We start from the raw sequence: 18,176 nt of genomic DNA on the forward strand, positions 1-18,176 counted from the left end.
AAATTATACCATTTTGAAAAAGAAAGCTATATTTAATTGGAGCAGCGGAAAAGATTCGGCTTTGGCACTATACAAAATACTGAAAAACCCCGATATCGAAATCGTTTCGCTGTTAACCAGCGTTAACCAGCAATTTAACCGTATTTCGATGCATGGAGTCCGCACTGCGCTTTTGGAACTTCAGTCGGAAAGTATCGGTTTACCCCTTCACAAAATGGAAATCCCGGAAATGCCAACCATGGAAGTGTATGAAAATGTTATGAAAGACACTTTAGAAAAATTCAAAGAAAAAGGCGTTACTCATTCTGTCTTTGGTGATATTTTCTTGGAAGATTTACGAAAATACCGTGAAGATAAGTTAGCCGGAATGCAATTGGAAGGCGTTTTTCCTCTTTGGAAGATACCCACAAAAGAACTGATTACAGAATTTCTGGATCTGGGTTTTAAAACGATTGTTACCTGCGTTAACGAACGGAATCTCGATAAAAGCTTTGCCGGAAGAATTATTGATGCTCAATTTATTGCTGATTTACCCGAAAATGTTGATGTTTGTGGTGAAAACGGTGAGTTTCATACTTTTACTTTTGATGGTCCTATCTTTTCAAAACCCATTGATTTTGAACTGGGTGAAATTGTATACCGAACCTACGAAAAACCAAAGCAGGAATCATCCAATGCTGCTTGCGATACAGTTACCTCCGATGCCTTTGATTACGGATTCTGGTATTGTGACCTGATACCTAAATAAACTGATAATATGACCTTAGAATTAAAAAAAATACTGCAGTTTCTGGAAGAGATTAAAATCACGGCTGTAGAAAAGGAATTGGACGATACTACATTTTTACCCGGTCTTGCCTTGGGCTCCGACTGTTTGTATATTGATTATTCAAAATTAAAATACCCGGGTGATATTCTGCATGAAGCCGGACATTTAGCTGTAACTTCTTCAGAAGAAAGAAAACACATCGGTACCGAAACAATGCCTAAAGACTGGCCAACACAAGGTGATGAGATTGGAGCTATGCTGTGGTCCTATGCTGCTGCCTGCCATCTCGAATTACCCGCCGAAACCGTTTTCCATCCCAATGGTTATAAAGGAAATTCCGATTGGCTGATTGAAAATTATAAAACCGAGAATTTTATTGGCTTGCCTTTTCTCGAATGGGCCGGACTTACTTTAGGAAAAGACAGGGCAAAAAATGAAGGAAAAGATCCTTTCCCGGCAATGCAGCAATGGTTAAGAAATTAATATATGGAAGAATTAGTACGCTCAATCAAATTTCCTTTTGCTTTCAATCTGGAGCGATTAAAAAACGATCTCTCGAAAGTAATAAACAAAAACTGGACAGACCATTACAACACTAATGATTATAACGGGAAATGGACTTCTATTGCCCTCATGTCTGTTGATGGAAAATCCGATACTATTTATGCTTTAAATACGGGAGGAGAAGAAATTATTTATACCGAAATTTTAAGCTCCTGCGATTATTTCAAAGAGATACTCGAAGGCTTCCTGTTTGAAAAAACAGCCGTCCGCCTGCTTCAATTAGCCGCCGGTGCTGAAATAAAACCTCATAAAGATTATTGCCTTGGTTATGAAGATGGTTCTTTTCGTTTGCATATTCCCTTAGTGACCAATAGCGAAGTCGAATTTATTTTAGATGGGAATAGGTTGGTTATGAATGAAGGGGAATGTTGGTATATTGATGCTAATTTTACACATTCGGTAGCTAACAGAGGCACTGCAGACAGAATTCATCTGGTTATTGACGGAATCCGCAACGAATGGACCGATGCTTTGTTTTTTAAAGAAGTCAATCAGGAGCACTTCATAAAACCAGTTCCTAAATTAAAAGAAAGTGAAAAACTTCGGATGATAGAAGAACTGGAGAGAATGGACAATCCTGCCGTTCGCGAAATTATCGCAAATCTTAAAAACACATAAAAAAAGAGATAATAAAGTAACCCTTACTATCTCTTCCAGACAAATTATAAATACTGTGATTATAGTATTTCTACTCTAAAACTTGGAGTGGCCGTTGTTGTTGTTTTCAGCATGGTTGTTGATTCATTGCTCATTAACAAATCATCATGACCATTTACTTCAACAATTACCTCTGGGCTTTCCTGGCTTTGAATTCCCTTCAATAATTTCCTTTCCAGTTGTGGCAGCTCAAAAAAGGCTTTCACTTCAATATGTGTTTGACAGTTGGAGCAAGATTGGACACTCCAACGGCTTAAAACCGCTTCAGTTCCTATCAGTTCTTTTTTACCGTCAATCATGGCAAAAGCATTAATCATAAAAGAACCGTTAATACTGCTTCTGTTGATTTTAGATATTTTCAATACTTTGGAATCCGCATTATCCTCTTGTTTTTTAGCGGCAAAGGATGGTGCTGCATATTCATCCAACGACCCTTTTCCATAAGTATAACCCAACTGGCTCTCTATATTAATACAATCCAATGAAGTGTACGCGCGATCTACACCATTATCATTAAACTTAAACGGGCTCAAAGGACTTTCCATTGTCAGCCAGGAATTCGGAGCTACACCAGGCGTTGGTCCCTGACTGTCAACCGTATTGGTTCCAGGGTATTCGGCTATAATTTCAAGCTTGTCCGTATTTCCGTGCTTCTTTTGCCACAACCAGAATACACGGTCTACATTACAATGATGAAAGAAAAAAATAGGATCTAATCCAGCCGTGTCATTTTCTCCCATATCACCATTGGCTCCCCGAATTGGAGAACGGTCGTAAGTTGGAATATCACAGCCTCCAACGGCAAGGTGAATACTGTTATGTGGCGATTCCAAAGGAACAACCGGACTTTTACCTTCTTCCAGATTATCATTCCATTCTGCTGATGAAGTCGTATTGGAAAAAACAGTAAAGTTGGGCGCCTCTAAACTGTCAATAAATTTCTGATGCACATTGGTCGGTATTTTTTTTAATTTAACTATGATATAAGAGTTCAGCCAATTGATGACATTGTTATTCAATATGGCAACGTTCTTATTATAATCAGGAAACCTCGCATTATGTCTTTCTGTTTTCTTGATGTCATTAGGCCCTACCAACCCGGACAGCGGATAACGCACCGTCTCATATCCTTTTGGTTTGGAATAATTCACCGGATCCTGATTGACATTGTCTACAATATTTTTAGGGAATGTGAAAGAACGCAAAGGATTGTCTATTTCAACACCGTCAAGATTGAATTTTTCATTGGTTAAAGACCACGGAATTCCCTTTGTAAGAGATTCTTCATTGGTTTCATCCCAAAACGGTACCATTACATCTTCGCAACCTTTAATACTTTGCAGCGCTTCTTCCAATCGCACAAGATACGCTCTGTGCCATGTTGGAAACAATACGTTCCCGTGATTGCAATAGCCTCCCCAATAGGAACCATTCCCCCAGCCTGCTCCTCTGAACGGCTCTCCGTGAAATCCTCCAATCATGAAAAAAGAATGCTGGTCGTCTGCCGGAAGCTCCTTGATTCCTTTCCAGGCTCTCATCAGATCTTCTAATTGTTTTGTATCCCCATTTTCATAGTCTTTTTGCAAATCATGCAATGACCTTCTTACTCTTACTTGTTTTTGTGTTGCCATGGTATATGTATATTGGTTTTATTTTTAAAGTGTCTGCAATTTATTGGCGGTAAAACTGTTCCAAAAGGATCCGGTGGCAATAAAGAGCATGCCTGTAACTGATAGCCATTCCGAATCCAAATGCGCTAATTTCCCGAAAAGCAATACGGTAAACCCTATCACGCTGAATACAAAAGGCCCATATCCCTTCTCAGGAATACGTCTGAAAAGCATCCATAAATGCACTGCAAGAAAGAGTGTAAAAACTGGCAGTAACCACCACATAAAAGGAATTTTAGCCAAACCGAAACTGCCCAGCATACTCATGTAAACAGCCCAGCATAAAGGGCATTTTGGAAAAAAAGCCACCAGAATACTCATGAGTATAGAAGGTATTGATCTGAATGTTTTCTTCACTGCTGAAGAAGCATTCCTATCAACATTGGGACAGGCATTCGATTGGCAATTGCAGGTTGTCTTCTCGCTTGAATTTTTCATACCGTATCACTTTTTTTGGCTATTCGTAATAAATAGCTGTACTTTTTAATAAAAATATAACTAATTAAGAAAATACTTACAGGTATTTTTACGTGTTTTTTAATTATTATCTTCGTACATTAGGAAAAATCACACGGAAATTCATACCGAAGTAATTCACAAATTCAATATATATTTCGCTCTTGGCTTTTAATTTTTTTTATAAAAGTTTATCTTCGCTTAATTTCAAATCAATGAATATCTGATTTCACAACAATGAACAACCTTCTCGAAACTCCTATAGAATACTTAAAAGGTGTTGGTCCTCAACGCGGGGATTTACTGCGTAAGGAGATGGGCATTTTCAGATATGCTGATTTGATTAATTTATACCCAAACCGTTATATCGACAGGACCCGGTATTATAAAATCAATGAATTGCAAAATACAGCCGCCGAAGTTCAGGTGATTGGAAAAGTAATTACGATCAAAACCGTAGAATTCGCTAAAGGCAAAAGCCGTTTGGTAGCAACTTTCGTCGATAGTACAGGCCAAATGGAATTGGTTTGGTTCCAGGGACAGAAATGGGTTCGGGAGAGCTTAAAACTAAACGTTCCTTATGTAATTTTCGGAAAAACATCTTCCTTCAACAATGTGTTCAATATGGCGCATCCGGAAATGGAATTGCTCACAGAACACGAACAGGGTTTACGTTCGGCCATGCAGCCTGTGTATCCATCCACAGAAAAACTAACACAAAGAGGTATCACAAACAAAGTCATCAATAAGATGATGCAGCAGTTATTTACTGAAACACATGCCCTTTTTACCGAAACATTACCCGGCTATTTACTGGAAGAATTAAAACTGATCCCAAAAAATACCGCGTTATTTAATATCCATTTTCCGAAAAGTCAGGATCTTTTGGCCAAAGCCCAATTTCGGCTGAAATTTGAAGAATTGTTTTTTATCCAGTTGCAGCTCATTACCAAAAACCTAATCAGAAAACACAAAATAAAAGGGCATCCTTTTGACAAAGTAGGTCCCAATTTTACTGAATTTTACAACAATCACTTGCCCTTTGATCTTACCAATGCACAAAAAAAAGTGCTGCGGGAAATCCGCAATGATTTGGGAAGCAATGCCCAAATGAATCGTCTTTTGCAGGGTGATGTGGGTTCTGGTAAAACCATTGTCGCTTTAATGAGTATGCTTTTGGCTCTTGATAACGGGTTTCAATCTTGTCTGATGGCACCAACAGAGATTCTGGCCAATCAGCATTTTTACGGCATTACAGAATTGGCAAAGCATCTCAATTTAAATATAAAACTGCTCACAGGTTCTACCAAAACCAAAGAAAGGAACAGCATCCATGAAGCGTTGGAAAATGGGAGTCTCGATATTTTAATTGGCACGCATGCTTTACTCGAAGACAAAGTAAAATTTAAGAATTTAGGATTGGCTATCATTGATGAACAGCATCGTTTTGGAGTAGAGCAGCGAAGCAAATTGTGGAAAAAGAATGAAGTTCCTCCACACGTTTTGGTGATGACAGCAACCCCAATTCCAAGAACACTGGCGATGAGCCTCTATGGTGATTTGGATATTTCCGTAATTGACGAATTGCCTCCGGGAAGAAAACCCATCCAAACGGTTCATCGTTATGACAGCAACCGACTCAAAGTCTGGAAATTCCTAAAAGATGAAATTGCCAAAGGCAGACAAATCTATATCGTGTATCCGTTAATACAGGAATCTGAAAAAATGGATTATAAAGACCTTATGGATGGATACGAAGGGATTTCACGTGATTTTCCTTTACCACAGTATGCTGTTTCCATAGTTCACGGGAAAATGAAACCAGCGGAAAAAGACGCCGAAATGAAACGCTTTTCAGAAGGGAAAACAAACATAATGGTGGCTACAACCGTCATAGAAGTAGGCGTCAATGTACCTAATGCCAGTGTAATGATTATCGAAAGTGCAGAACGTTTTGGTCTATCGCAATTGCACCAGCTGCGAGGCCGTGTAGGCCGTGGTGCCGAACAGAGTTATTGTATTTTAATGACCGGGCAAAAACTAGGCAATGATTCCAAGACAAGAATGGAAACCATGGTTGGCACCAATGATGGTTTCGAAATTGCTGAGGTTGATTTAAAACTCCGCGGACCGGGAGATATTATGGGGAAACAACAAAGTGGTGTTCTGAACCTCCAGATTGCCGATTTGATTAAGGATAAGGATATCCTGCTCTTGGCAAGACACCATGCCATGAAATTACTAAAAGAAGATGCCGCTATGGAACGGCCGGAACATCAAACGTTGCGTAAAGTCTTTATAGAAGTATCCAAGAAGAAGAATATCTGGAATTATATTAGCTGAAAAATCCCGCTCACATCGTATCAGTAAGCGGGATTTTTTAATTATATCTACCGATATTCTTATTTTTTAGACCATTCGGCAATGCTGTCCTGGTTCATTTTTACGTAATCGTCATTTTTAGCCGTTTGTGCTCCGACTAAAGAAATTTTAGCCGTTTCTATAGCGCCTTTTTTATCTCCTAATTTTGCCTGGATTTGTGATTTCAGACGAGTATACCAATACGGTTTTTTCTCATTCAGCTCATACGCTTTATTTACATACGTTAACGCCTTACTCAAATCTCCATTAGACTGGAAATAATATTGCGCAGCCGAAAAATAGTCTCCTGCTGATGGGCCCGCTAATGTTTTGTCAATGCTTGCCAAAGCCACTTTTTGTGTTGGAACTTCAAATTTTACAGCCACTAAGGTCTTTTCCCATGACAATTCCAAAGTAGCAAAGTTATTATCCGTATTGTTAATTCCAATAGTAAAAGTCTCTACATTTCTGTTTAAAATCTCTGTTTTGGTATTTACTTTCAAAACTACTTTTGCATCATCCCATATTTCAGGATTCCCCCAATTGTCAGTAGTGGCATAAAATATCACATCCCAGCTGTCTGCTTTTGGCAGGGTATAAATGGCGTATTTTCCTTTTTTTAATACAACATCTTTTATAACAACATCATCGCTGAAAGAAATAGTCGTATTCTCATTCGCTCCCGTTCTCCATATCTTTCCAAAAGGAACCAAATCTCCAAAAACAACTCTCCCTTTGGCACTTGGGCGATGGTAATCAATTTCAATATCTGTTAATCCAACTGTTTGAATTACAGTTGATTTAGGACTAGCCTGTGGAATTTTAACTTGTGCTTCAATTGTAAAAGAAGCCGCTATAAGAGCTAATGCAACGATTATTTTTCCCATCTTTCTATATAAATTTGTTTTCCCAAAGATAAAATTTCAAACTGATATCAATTGTTAAGAAAACTATAAAACAAAGTTTATACCTTTACATTTCTGCATACTTTTAAAATATGAATATCTTTTGGTTTCGCCGCGATTTACGATTGGATGACAATGCAGGGCTGTTTCATGCCTTACAGGATAATGCCGAAGTGTTGCCTATTTTTATTTTTGATGACACAATACTTTCCCAACTGCCCAAAGACGACGCCAGAGTCACTTTTATCCACCAATTGCTCACCGGGATGCAGGAGCAATTGCAGCAAAAAGGCAAATCATTAGCGGTTTTCTACGGAAAGCCACTGGAAATATTCCAAAAGATCATCGTCGAAAATAAAATCGATACCGTTTATACCAACCATGATTATGAGCCTTATGCCCGAAAAAGGGATTTGGAATTGTATCGGTTTTTTGCAGACAGCAACATTGCATTCAAGACCAGCAAGGATCAGGTTATTTTCGAAAAAAGCGATGTGACTAAGGAAGACGGCAAACCGTATGTAGTTTTTACGCCTTACGCGAATAAGTGGCGGGAAAATTTCTATAAAATTAAAATCCATAACTATCCTTCTGAAAATAAACTGGGAAAGATAACCCTTCATTCCTACCCTTTTTTAAGCCTGGAAGCTATTGGTTTTGAGATTTCCCCAATTACAGTAACACCCTACACAGTCACTTCGGCATTAATCGACCATTACGAAAGTACTAGGGATTATCCTGCCCAATCCGGGACTTCTATGTTAGGAGTCCATTTAAGGTTTGGCGCGGTTTCCATCCGAAAAATAATTACCAAAGCAGCCGAAAGCATCAACCCTGTTTTCCTTAAAGAACTCATCTGGCGCGAATTTTTTATGCAAATCCTATGGCATTTCCCGCATACGGCCACCAAGAGCTTCAAAGAGCCCTACGATGCCATTGCCTGGGATAATAACGAAGTGCTGTTCAAAAAATGGTGCGAAGGCAAAACCGGCTACCCTTTTGTCGATGCCGGAATGCGCGAACTAAACGCCACGGGCCATATGCATAACCGGGTCCGAATGATTATAGCCAGTTTTCTTTGCAAGCACCTGCTCATTGACTGGCGCTGGGGCGAAACGTATTTTGCCACCAAACTGCTCGATTACGAACAGGCCAGCAACGTTGGGAACTGGCAATGGGCTGCAGGTTCGGGAGTAGATGCCGCTCCTTACTTCCGTATTTTTAACCCTACGGAACAAATCAAGAAATTTGACAAGAACCTACACTACATCAAAAAATGGATTCCTGAATTAGAAACTCCTGATTATCCTGCTCCAATTGTTGACCATAAAGAGGCTAGAGAAAAGTGTTTGAAGGTGTATAAGGAAGTCTTGGGATAAAGAAATATAAGGCATTTTAAAAAAATCCGTTATACTGTTTTGTGTCAATTTTTTTAAAATATTTTTTTTGCCACAAAAGTTGTGGCAATTCTTTCTGAAATTATTTTTTTGCCACAAAAGTTGTGGCAAAACTTGCACAATTATTTTTTTTGCCACAGATTGAAAAAACAATTAACATTTTCCATTTAGTAGGAATTGTGAGAAGGTATAAAAAAATCTAATTGTTGAAGATTAGGTTTCTTTTGCTTGTTGTAGCGGGTACAGATTACACCCGAGGCTTTAGTCGAACTGATGAAGTAAATCTGTGCTATCGGTTTATTGTAATTAATAAACCAAATATTCTTTTAATGCATAAACTGATGCCGCCAGAATAAACAATAGCCCGATGCACATAAAAATAAAATAGTTTAACGCATATTTGAAATGTACCCCATTTTGTGATTGATTGATTATTCATTTTGATTGGATATAATCAAAAACAGTCAGTATAACCGATATCAAGCCTCCGTAAATAAAATAACGGATATCTATTTTTCAGGGCTGCTTATCAGATAAGCACAAATCAGAAGTATTGGAATAAAGGAAAGGAATAAAAATTTTATAAGTTTTGGCTTGATGCTTCTCTCAAATTCAACAAGATTTTCATTAGATAATTTCTTTTTATGCTTTGTCATATAAAATATCCCAAAAAAAGCTGTTGCTATCCCTAATAAGTATAATAAAATTGTCATTCCAATTGGTTTTAGTTATAAATAAAAATGAGCCTATTCCTTCATTTTTGCCCCTCATAAATTTTGTCAAATTGTTCGGCTAATTTCAGATATCTTCACACCCCAAAACCCATCAACTCCTCAAACCCAAACCCACTAAAATCATCAATCAAAAAATCTGCCTGCGATAAATCCTGATCTTTCGAGTTTTCGCTGTGGTACCCAATGCAAAAAATACCTGCCGCTTTGGCCGCTGCAATCCCATTGGTGCTGTCCTCAATCACAACACAGGAAGATTTTGGAGCTACAGACAAAGAAGCCGCGTGCAAGAAAATAGCAGGATGCGGTTTTGATTTCGGGAAATCCTCCCCACTCACCGTATCCGTAAAGTACTGGTGCAAGTTAAAACGGTTAAAAACCCTGCTTATGGTACTTTTCGATGCTGACGAAGCTAAAATTAACTGCATTCCATTCGAATGCAAATCCTGAATTAACGGAAGAACACCTGCTATTAATTCTAAATCAGGCTTGGTATCGAAAGCTTCATTAAACAAATGCCGTTTCCGCAAAATCAATGCTTCAACATCATGCGAAAGATTGAAATTTTCTTTTAATTTCTGAAAAACATTTCGGGTAGAATTTCCGGTAAGCGTAGCATACATTTCATCAGAAACATCAATATTCAATTCTTTAAAATGCTGGCGGTAAGCATAATGATGAACAGGTTCTGTATCCACAATAACCCCATCCATATCAAAAATTACAGTTTTAATCATTTTTTCTAAGTTCTGTGTTGTAAAGTGGCTAAGTTACTATCTTTTTTACTATTCCTAAAAACTTAAATGAGTTCTCTTTTAGTATATAACCAATGCTATTTACTTCATAGATATAGCACTGTTATAGCACTGTTATAGTACTGTTATAGTACTGTTATAATATGAATACCTTACACAAGACTCTTGTAATATACTCTTCTGCCTCTGAAATACTTGCTGCAAAAAACAATTTCCGTTATTAAACCTTTTTCAATATCTTTAGTCTTATCCTAAAATACTATTCACCTTTGCAGGACGAGAAAGCTTTTATATCCGAATTATTACACCCTGAAACACAAAATGTAGCCTTCAGGAAACTGCTGCAATTGTACCAAAAACCATTGTACAATCACATCCGGAATATGGTTTTAAACCACGACGATACCGATGATGTACTGCAGAATACATTTATCAAGGTGTATTCTAACCTGAACAATTTTAAAGGTGACAGTAAACTTTTTTCTTGGATGTACCGAATCGCAACCAATGAAGCCATCACTTTTATGCAGCAACGTGCCAAGAAGCAGGGAATCTCAAACGAAGAAGTACAGCAAAAGGCCATCAATAAACTGGAAAGTGATGTCTATTTTGATGGGAATGAAATTCAATTGAAATTACAGAAAGCCATTTCGCTCCTGCCTGAAAAACAACAGCTTGTCTTCAAAATGAAATATTTCGAAGAACTGAAATACGAAGAAATAAGCGAGGCTTTAGGTACTTCCGTAGGGGCTTTAAAAGCCTCTTACTTTCACGCTGTCAAAAAGATTCAGGATTTTTTACATACCAATTAAACCTTTTACTATTAATTTTGTCTTACCCAATATGAAACAATTTGATTTAGATAACGAACCCAAAATAACGCCAGGATTTAAGATCCCTGAGCATTATTTTGAGCAGTTTGAGCATACGATGATGGACCGTCTTCCTAAAGAAACAAAGGTGGTTCCGTTATGGCAACGCAAATCAGTTTGGATTTCAAGTGCTGCGGCCGTATTTCTGATTACCATTGGAACCTGGATGTATTTCGCACAAAACAACGTCGAAAATACCAACTCAGTACAGGAATACCTCGCTTACGAGAATGATGTAACTACCGAAGATATTGCCATGTTGTTATCTGATGAAGACATAACAACTGTAGAAAGCGCTCTGGATTTATACCATACGGAATCCGAAACCTATATCAACGAATATTTAAACTAAAATGAAACTCAAGATTCACGATGTACACTTTTGCCAACAAGCAAAACAATACAAAAACAATAGTACTCTACTGTCAGGAAAAAAAATAATCCCGCTATTACTGCTGGTATTGTCCTGTGGGGTTTTTGCACAAAATACAGACAAGCGTGTGGAGCGTATTAAAGCATTACGCATCGCATTTATCTCTGATAAATTAGACTTATCAACAGAAGAAGCTCAAAAATTCTGGCCCGTCTTCAATCAGTTCGATGACAAACAGATGGAATTACAGCGCCAGAAAAAACAACTGTTATTTAAGCTTCGTCATGAAAACATTTCCGCTTTAACAGATAAGGAAACCGCAAAATTAATGGAACAGGATGAGCAACTGGAAACAGAAATCCAGAACAACAGACGCCAGCTCGCCAAAGACCTGCAGGGTATCATCCCCAATCAGAAGATCTTGATGCTGAAACAACTGGAGATCGAGTTCAAGAACAAACTGCTTCAGCAGATGAAAAATCGCAACAAACGCTTCCGAAATTAATATTGAGCCGCTTTATAAGCGGCTTATTCTTTGAATGTGATTTTTACAATTCTGTTCTTTCCTGCCGCAACAGCTGTATTTTTATTGATAAATCTAAGGGTCAGAAAATCTTTATCATCCGATAATTTATACCATACTGATCCGCTGTCATTGGAATAAAAAATGCCTGTAGCTCCCACCGAAATGATAGCCTTACCCTGACTATCCGGAAAAAACTGCACGCAGGAAGCATAACCAAAATCTTGATTTTCGGCAACTAACGCCCAGGTTTTACCCCCATTGAAGGTTATCGCTTTATTTTGGAAGTTCTGTTCTGGTTTTTCATAATTTCCCCCGGCAATCATCCCTATTGATTCATCATAAAAATCAGCTGTAAATATACCAGTCATTGTACCGCCTTGTACAATAGGTGTTTCGTAAGCTTCCCAAGTATTTCCTTTATCACCAGAATAAAAAACCCTTGCCTTTTTTCCTCCTGAAACCAACCAGACTTTGTTCCCTTTACTAATTAAGTTCGTATTACTTGCCGCAAAAAAAGCTTCTCCATCAGCCAATTCCGGCAATGCATTACAAGGAATCTTTTGCCAGGTTGCTCCACCATCAGCTGTTTTTATAATTGACGGACAGTTTTCAGTCGGATCCCCTATCGCAATTCCTTCTGAATCATTAAAGAACTGCATACTGTCATAAAATACTTTTTCATGATGCTCTTCGTAAACCAATTTTACCTGTGAGTCTTCTTTACTAATCCGATATAACAGTGCCGGATTCTCAACTGATAAAATAAAAACATATTTTGTGGTCTGTGCAATACTTCTAAACTCAAGCTTTTTGCTTTCTCTGGCTAGCGTTCCGTTAAAATTAGCTTCAGAAGACAAAGAAAGGTATCCGTAACTACCATTATTTCCCGCGTACCAGACTTTATCTGTGTCAATTGACAAAGCCCTGCAGCTTATTTTTCCGTTCCATAAAGTGTCTACTTCAATTTTAGAATATACCGGATTCTGAATTACCGCTTTATTCGCTTTACAAGAACCTAAAACACTAATAATCAACATGATAAAAATCATTTTTCTCATACATAAAATTTAAGATTCCAAAGTACATATTTTTGTATAAATTTTAGTAAAAAACAGAATCAAATCGAATTAAATATTTTAATTTTGACTCCTTTTTAAATAATAGAAACATGAGTGCTTCATCACATCAAGATCTTCACAGTAAATACACGCTTGGAGGGATATTAATCACACTGGGAATCATTTACGGAGATATTGGTACTTCGCCTTTATATGTAATGAGAGCTATTATTGGCACACACGGAATTAATGCAGATGTTGTTTTAGGAGGTATTTCAGCTATCTTTTGGACGCTTACATTACAAACTACTTTAAAATATGTTATTATTACCCTTTCAGCGGATAACAACGGTGAAGGCGGTATTTTTGCTCTTTATGCCCTGGTAAAAAGGACAAAAGTCAAATGGCTCATTATTCCGGCTATTATAGGCGGAAGTGCTTTATTAGCAGACGGTATTATTACTCCTCCCATTTCTGTTTCTTCAGCAGTTGAAGGAGTTAGGATTTATTTTCCAGATATTAATACAGTTCCTATTGTCATTGGAATTTTAGTTGCTTTATTTACAATCCAGCAATTTGGAACCAAGTTGGTTGGAAAGTTTTTTGCTCCTATGATGACCATCTGGTTCGGTATGCTGGCTGTTCTCGGAGTAATCCAAATCACACATAACACAGATGTTTTGTGCGCTGTTAATCCTTATTATGCTTACCACTTACTGAAAGTGCATCCGGAAGGTTTTTATGTTTTAGGTTTTGTATTTTTATGTACAACCGGAGCAGAAGCATTGTATTCTGATATGGGGCACTGCGGAAGAAAAAACATCCGACTTAGCTGGGTTTTTGTAAAAGTAGCGCTGCTTTTGAACTATTTTGGTCAAGGTGCATTTCTAATCAAGCATGAAGGACAGACTTTGGACAGCATCAACGCCAACAATGGCAATCCTTTTTACCTGATTATGGCCGATTGGTTTCAGCCTTTCGGAATTGTAATTGCAACAATGGCTGCGGTAATTGCTTCACAAGCATTGATTTCAGGTTCATTTACCTTAATAAATGAAGCCATGCGTTTGAACTTCTGGCCAAAAGTTAAAATCAAATATCCTACCGATCTTAAAGGACAATTGTATATTCCATCTATCAACTGGTTGCTTTTAGCCGGTTGTATCGGTATTGTTTTATACTTTAAAGAATCAGGAAAAATGGAAGCCGCTTACGGTTTGGCAATCGTTTTGTGCATGATTATGACTACACTACTTCTGATGTATTATATGGTTTTAAAAAGAACTCCGGCCTACGTCATTATTCCAATTATATTATTGTATTTATCCATTGAAATTAGCTTTCTGATTGCCTGTTTGGATAAATTTCCTCATGGCGGTTATGTGACAATCATTATTGCTGCCTTCTTGATATTTATAATGACTATCTGGCATACTGCAAAGAAAATCAGTAAGAACTATACTAAGATTGTAAAAATTGACAATTACAAAAAAGTATTGGCAGAATTAAGTGTTGACTTATCTATCCCGAAGTATGCGACGCATTTGGTGTATATGACCAATGCCAACAGAGTAGATGAAATTGAAGAAAAAGTAATGTATTCTATCTTACAGAAACGTCCTAAAAGAGCGGATTTGTACTGGTTTATCCATGTGAATGTAACCAATGAACCATATAAAAAAGAATACAAAGTAACCGAAATCATCCAGGATGACTTATACAGAATAGATTTTAATTTAGGGTTTAGAGAACCCACTAAAATTAATTTAATGTTCAAAGAAGTAATTAAGGATATGGTTAAAAACGGTGAAGTTGATATTACGAGCCGTTATGAATCGCTCAGTAAAAACAATATTATCGGGGACTTTAAATTTGTTTTATCAGAAAAATTCCTTTCGAATGACAGTTTTATGCACTGGCATGAAAAGCTGATTATGAATACCTACTTCTTCTTTAGAAAATTCTCATTATCTGAAGAAAAAGCATTCGGTTTAGACAGCAGTTCTGTTAAGGTTGAAATGTTCCCAATGGTACTTCATGCACCAGAGAAAATTGAACTAACAAGAGTATACAGAGAATCATGATTTCCTATAATCCAAAAGAATGGTTTACGTTTATCTTCCGGTTTCATAAAGCGGATACTTTTAGAACGCTATTCCCATTGATTATTGGCATTTCAGTCTATTGCTGGATTGTAGATTATCTTGTTTTGGATTTTTTCAAAATGACCGGAGATGCCAATTTAAAAAACATAACCGTGATGCACAGCATGCTTGGTTTTGTGATTTCGCTGTTATTGGTATTTAGAACAAATACAGCTTATGACCGTTGGTGGGAAGGCAGAAAACAATGGGGTTCTTTAGTAAATAACAGTAGGAATTTAGCATTGAAACTTGACTCTATTCTAACGGAGAAAGACGACAAGCTGTTTTTTAAGAAAATCATCCCTTATTATGCCAGTACTTTAAATCTTCACCTTAAGAATGAGCAGATTAGTCAGGAACTATTCGAAGAATTCAATATCAATGTAGATCATAAAAAGCACAAGCCCAATCAGGTAGCAAAATTGTTGATGAAGAAAGTCAATGAATTGTACAAGACCAACAAACTTTCAGGAGAACAACTGCTTTATATCAATCCTGAGTTACTGTCATTTACAGATATCTGCGGTGCTTGTGAAAGAATAAAGAACACTCCTATCCCTTTTTCTTACAGTGTTTTCTTGAAAAAGTTTATTTTCTTTTATGTGATGACACTGCCTTTCGGATATGTGTTCCTTATAGGTAATTATACGATTCCTGTAGTAATCTTTATTTTCTATGTATTAGCCAGTTTAGAGCTTATTGCCGAAGAAATTGAAGATCCTTTCGGGCATGATGAAAATGATTTACCAACAGCGAGAATTGCAGAAACCATCAAAAAGAATATTGAAGAAATACTATAAAAAAGCCTCACGTTAATGAGGCTTTTTTATAGTTAGTTTGACTAAAACAAAATAATTATTACTTTATAATCAGTTTTTTAGTAACCAATTTATTGTCTTCAGAAAACTTGACCAAATAGATTCCTGCGGCTAAATTCAGGTTCAGATGGCTGTTGTTTTTATATATTCCCTGATACACTTTAATCCCGGTCATTGAATAAATTTCGATTGGAATATCCGTAGTCAATCCCGAAATCATAATGTACTCATTTGCCGGATTAGGATACAAGACAATTTTAGATTCGGTAAAATCCGGGTTAGATAATGTTGCCGACCAAGGAATCGTTGTTTTTGTTCCCCAAATATGATCGGCTAAATCCGGGTGATCAATAAACGGATTTCGGTTGTATTGCCAGGTATAGATATAATTATTTCTATTCATTTCAAAATCATCCGAAGGATCAGAAACATTCCACGTTAGTAATGTAGCTAAATCTCCAATGAAACCATCGGGGTTTTGAGGAGGGTTTCCGTTGACAACCTCTAAACCATTATATCTCACACACATATAAAAAACCGCTCTTGCCACATCACCGTGCCAACTCCCTTGATTTCCTACTGGTCCGTTATAATCAGAACCATAATTTCTTTCGTTTCTGGAACTGTTTTCGGGACCATCTTCAGCCCTTATATGATGTGCATCTGCATGACCTGATAAAATATCATTTGCATTGGTTGGCATCCAAACATTTATTCCATCAGCAGTGCCAGATGTACCATCTGTAAAACCGCCGCGTGACTGACAATAAATATGTTCCCTGTTCCAAGTACCTGTACTGCTGCTTCCTGTCTGATAATCCAGTTTGGCTCTTGGTGATTCCACATACATCATCCAAACCTGATTACTATTGGCCGGATTCTGGTCGGCTATCTTTAAAATATCAACAACATCACCATAATTATGCGCCCTAACGGTAGACGGATTCGCAATGATATCCTGAATAGCCTGTCTTAAAGCAGCACCGGATAAACCTTCCAAAGTATCATAATAGCCGGCAGGTTTTGCGTTTGCAACTATTCCGTGTGTAGGATTTAAAGGTGTTCCCCATGCTGCAACAGTAAAATCGTTATCAATCACCCGGATTTGGATATTGTCATTCATTTTGACAAAACCTGAGGGAATTGTACCAAATTTAATACTTAGCACTTCATCTCCTTCATCCAAAACATCATCAACCAATTGAATAGTTCTTGTAGCAGTGTTTAGTCCGGCAATAATTGTAACAGCAGTACTTCCCGTAAAATCAGCTGCGGTAAATGTCCCGTTGTTTAAGGTAAAATTAAAATTCAGGTCGCTGGTGACATTTGTCTGTGTAGTAAAAGTGATATCAAAACTTTGATTTTCGTTCTTATGAGCCGTATTTACGCTTATTAAAATTCCGTTATAAATATCACCGCTTCCGTCATTGTTTGCACCGGGAGTTGGTGTTTTGGCTTCATAGGTTCCATCTGTTTTTCGCTGAATAGATTGTGAAGTTGCCAAGGCAGAAGTTGCTCCTTCGTCGTAAGACACGGTTTCACCCAGTGCCGTCATTAAAGCGGTAGCATCGGCATCATTGGTTTCGTGAATTAACGCGTCAATCAGATTTGTCATTGTTGCCGGTGTATTCGTTGGAAAATCCGAACCGTTTCCAAGATACAGCCCTACTCCATCCGGACCGTTTTGAACCACACTGTCAAAGGGAAAATAACGGTTGGGAACAGGTGACAGCAGACTTGCACCGATTGTGGCAATTCCGTTGGAATTCGTAATAATTCCGTCTAAATCCATTGTCAGATAGCTCAGATTATTTGCTCCGTTAAAAAAGACTAAGACATATCCGTTAAGAGATGTATTGGGAACAGTCGTTTTTAATTCAATAAATTCTTTATCATCTGTTGATGGTGTGTCAGAATCGAGCTCGTTAATAACAACCTGAGAATATCCGATATTGCTGAACAATAAAAACCAAAGTATTTTTTTTATCATGTCCTTAATTTTAGGGAGAGCAATATATCATTTTTATATGACGAAAGGACGTTTTTTAAAAAAAATGACGTTTCCTTAATACAGCAAAAACCAATTTACAATTAGTTAATAATCAATAATTTAATAATTA

At 37.4% G+C, this 18,176-nt stretch carries 17 protein-coding genes; 10 read left to right on the forward strand and 7 right to left on the reverse strand.

Translation table 11 applies throughout. The annotated features are described in order from the left end of the window. Window positions 1–13: 13 nt before the first annotated feature. Genes ACRDEC_RS10750 through ACRDEC_RS10760 form a run of 3 tightly spaced genes read left to right on the forward strand, consistent with a single transcriptional unit; the run spans window position 14 to window position 1,951 of the window. On the forward strand, window positions 14–748 hold the full coding sequence (locus ACRDEC_RS10750; RefSeq protein ID WP_431498342.1) for a diphthine--ammonia ligase: 735 nt from the start codon (window positions 14–16) through the stop codon (window positions 746–748). 9 nt (window positions 749–757) lie between these two features. Further along, window positions 758–1,252 carry a hypothetical protein gene (locus ACRDEC_RS10755; protein WP_431498343.1) on the forward strand — a complete coding sequence of 165 codons (495 nt, stop codon included), beginning with the start codon at window positions 758–760 and terminating at the stop codon, window positions 1,250–1,252. Window positions 1,253–1,255: 3 nt separating this feature from the next. After that, entirely contained in the window at window positions 1,256–1,951 is a 696-nt protein-coding gene (locus ACRDEC_RS10760; protein ID WP_431498344.1) for an aspartyl/asparaginyl beta-hydroxylase domain-containing protein, read from the forward strand. A 59-nt stretch (window positions 1,952–2,010) separates the two neighbouring features. Here the strand turns inward: ACRDEC_RS10760 and ACRDEC_RS10765 are convergent, their stop codons facing one another. Together ACRDEC_RS10765 and ACRDEC_RS10770 are read right to left on the reverse strand one after the other, a co-directional pair. Beyond that, entirely contained in the window at window positions 2,011–3,621 is a 1,611-nt protein-coding gene (locus ACRDEC_RS10765) for a tyrosinase family protein (RefSeq protein WP_431498345.1), read from the reverse strand. A 24-nt stretch (window positions 3,622–3,645) separates the two neighbouring features. After that, a complete protein-coding gene (locus ACRDEC_RS10770; RefSeq protein WP_431498346.1) occupies window positions 3,646–4,098 on the reverse strand; it encodes a MerC domain-containing protein in 453 nt (150 codons plus the stop codon). A 255-nt stretch (window positions 4,099–4,353) separates the two neighbouring features. On the opposite strand from ACRDEC_RS10770, the gene recG reads away from it, so the two are divergent. Further along, window positions 4,354–6,459 carry an ATP-dependent DNA helicase RecG gene (gene recG, locus ACRDEC_RS10775; RefSeq protein WP_431498347.1) on the forward strand — a complete coding sequence of 702 codons (2,106 nt, stop codon included), beginning with the start codon at window positions 4,354–4,356 and terminating at the stop codon, window positions 6,457–6,459. Window positions 6,460–6,518: 59 nt separating this feature from the next. Here recG and ACRDEC_RS10780 read toward each other — a convergent pair whose 3' ends face one another. After that, window positions 6,519–7,364, reverse strand: a complete 846-nt coding sequence (locus ACRDEC_RS10780) for a DUF2911 domain-containing protein (protein ID WP_431498348.1) — start codon at window positions 7,362–7,364, stop codon at window positions 6,519–6,521. 110 nt (window positions 7,365–7,474) lie between these two features. Between ACRDEC_RS10780 and ACRDEC_RS10785 the strand changes: the two genes are divergently transcribed. Then, the gene (locus ACRDEC_RS10785) at window positions 7,475–8,761 is read left to right on the forward strand and encodes a cryptochrome/photolyase family protein (RefSeq protein ID WP_431498349.1); all 1,287 of its coding nucleotides are present in this window, start codon (window positions 7,475–7,477) and stop codon (window positions 8,759–8,761) included. Window positions 8,762–9,288: 527 nt separating this feature from the next. Here the strand turns inward: ACRDEC_RS10785 and ACRDEC_RS10790 are convergent. Then, a complete protein-coding gene (locus ACRDEC_RS10790; RefSeq protein ID WP_431498350.1) occupies window positions 9,289–9,492 on the reverse strand; it encodes a hypothetical protein in 204 nt (67 codons plus the stop codon). Window positions 9,493–9,587: 95 nt separating this feature from the next. Beyond that, window positions 9,588–10,247 carry an HAD family hydrolase gene (locus tag ACRDEC_RS10795; RefSeq protein ID WP_431498351.1) on the reverse strand — a complete coding sequence of 220 codons (660 nt, stop codon included), beginning with the start codon at window positions 10,245–10,247 and terminating at the stop codon, window positions 9,588–9,590. A 287-nt stretch (window positions 10,248–10,534) separates the two neighbouring features. Between ACRDEC_RS10795 and ACRDEC_RS10800 the strand changes: the two genes are divergently transcribed. Genes ACRDEC_RS10800 through ACRDEC_RS10810 form a run of 3 tightly spaced genes read left to right on the forward strand, consistent with a single transcriptional unit; the run spans window position 10,535 to window position 12,015 of the window. Beyond that, complete coding sequence (locus ACRDEC_RS10800) at window positions 10,535–11,077, forward strand: RNA polymerase sigma factor (protein WP_431498352.1); 543 nt, start codon at window positions 10,535–10,537, stop codon at window positions 11,075–11,077. A gap of 31 nt (window positions 11,078–11,108) precedes the next feature. Further along, window positions 11,109–11,489, forward strand: coding sequence for a hypothetical protein (locus ACRDEC_RS10805; RefSeq protein ID WP_431498353.1), 381 nt, complete (start codon window positions 11,109–11,111; stop codon window positions 11,487–11,489). A 1-nt stretch (window position 11,490) separates the two neighbouring features. Beyond that, window positions 11,491–12,015: a sensor of ECF-type sigma factor gene (locus ACRDEC_RS10810; RefSeq protein ID WP_431498354.1), complete on the forward strand. Its 525-nt coding sequence runs from the start codon at window positions 11,491–11,493 to the stop codon at window positions 12,013–12,015. 23 nt (window positions 12,016–12,038) lie between these two features. Here ACRDEC_RS10810 and ACRDEC_RS10815 read toward each other — a convergent pair whose 3' ends face one another. Continuing rightward, a complete protein-coding gene (locus tag ACRDEC_RS10815; protein ID WP_431498355.1) occupies window positions 12,039–13,094 on the reverse strand; it encodes a WD40/YVTN/BNR-like repeat-containing protein in 1,056 nt (351 codons plus the stop codon). 110 nt (window positions 13,095–13,204) lie between these two features. Between ACRDEC_RS10815 and ACRDEC_RS10820 the strand changes: the two genes are divergently transcribed. After that, entirely contained in the window at window positions 13,205–15,178 is a 1,974-nt protein-coding gene (locus ACRDEC_RS10820) for a KUP/HAK/KT family potassium transporter (protein WP_431498356.1), read from the forward strand. Next, window positions 15,175–16,038 (forward strand): bestrophin family protein, encoded by an 864-nt coding sequence (locus ACRDEC_RS10825; protein ID WP_431498357.1) that lies wholly within the window; start codon window positions 15,175–15,177, stop codon window positions 16,036–16,038. The genes ACRDEC_RS10820 and ACRDEC_RS10825 overlap by 4 nt, the downstream gene beginning before the upstream one ends. 58 nt (window positions 16,039–16,096) lie before the next feature. On the opposite strand, the gene ACRDEC_RS10830 is transcribed toward ACRDEC_RS10825, so the two are convergent. Continuing rightward, on the reverse strand, window positions 16,097–18,046 hold the full coding sequence (locus ACRDEC_RS10830) for an endonuclease (RefSeq protein WP_431498358.1): 1,950 nt from the start codon (window positions 18,044–18,046) through the stop codon (window positions 16,097–16,099). Window positions 18,047–18,176 lie beyond the last annotated feature (130 nt).

It is taken from the genome of Flavobacterium sp., assembly GCF_050696275.1.
GTDB lineage: Bacteria > Bacteroidota > Bacteroidia > Flavobacteriales > Flavobacteriaceae > Flavobacterium.

Coding starts and splice junctions, on each gene's coding strand:
- ACRDEC_RS10755 (WP_431498343.1), top strand. CDS start 758: ATGACCTTAGAATTAAAAAAAATACTGCAGTTTCTGGAAGAGATTAAA.
- ACRDEC_RS10760 (WP_431498344.1), top strand. CDS start 1,256: ATGGAAGAATTAGTACGCTCAATCAAATTTCCTTTTGCTTTCAATCTG.
- ACRDEC_RS10765 (WP_431498345.1), bottom strand. CDS start 3,621: ATGGCAACACAAAAACAAGTAAGAGTAAGAAGGTCATTGCATGATTTG.
- ACRDEC_RS10770 (WP_431498346.1), bottom strand. CDS start 4,098: ATGAAAAATTCAAGCGAGAAGACAACCTGCAATTGCCAATCGAATGCC.
- recG (WP_431498347.1), top strand. CDS start 4,354: ATGAACAACCTTCTCGAAACTCCTATAGAATACTTAAAAGGTGTTGGT.
- ACRDEC_RS10780 (WP_431498348.1), bottom strand. CDS start 7,364: ATGGGAAAAATAATCGTTGCATTAGCTCTTATAGCGGCTTCTTTTACA.
- ACRDEC_RS10785 (WP_431498349.1), top strand. CDS start 7,475: ATGAATATCTTTTGGTTTCGCCGCGATTTACGATTGGATGACAATGCA.
- ACRDEC_RS10790 (WP_431498350.1), bottom strand. CDS start 9,492: ATGACAATTTTATTATACTTATTAGGGATAGCAACAGCTTTTTTTGGG.
- ACRDEC_RS10795 (WP_431498351.1), bottom strand. CDS start 10,247: ATGATTAAAACTGTAATTTTTGATATGGATGGGGTTATTGTGGATACA.
- ACRDEC_RS10805 (WP_431498353.1), top strand. CDS start 11,109: ATGAAACAATTTGATTTAGATAACGAACCCAAAATAACGCCAGGATTT.
- ACRDEC_RS10810 (WP_431498354.1), top strand. CDS start 11,491: ATGAAACTCAAGATTCACGATGTACACTTTTGCCAACAAGCAAAACAA.
- ACRDEC_RS10815 (WP_431498355.1), bottom strand. CDS start 13,094: ATGAGAAAAATGATTTTTATCATGTTGATTATTAGTGTTTTAGGTTCT.
- ACRDEC_RS10820 (WP_431498356.1), top strand. CDS start 13,205: ATGAGTGCTTCATCACATCAAGATCTTCACAGTAAATACACGCTTGGA.
- ACRDEC_RS10825 (WP_431498357.1), top strand. CDS start 15,175: ATGATTTCCTATAATCCAAAAGAATGGTTTACGTTTATCTTCCGGTTT.
- ACRDEC_RS10830 (WP_431498358.1), bottom strand. CDS start 18,046: ATGATAAAAAAAATACTTTGGTTTTTATTGTTCAGCAATATCGGATAT.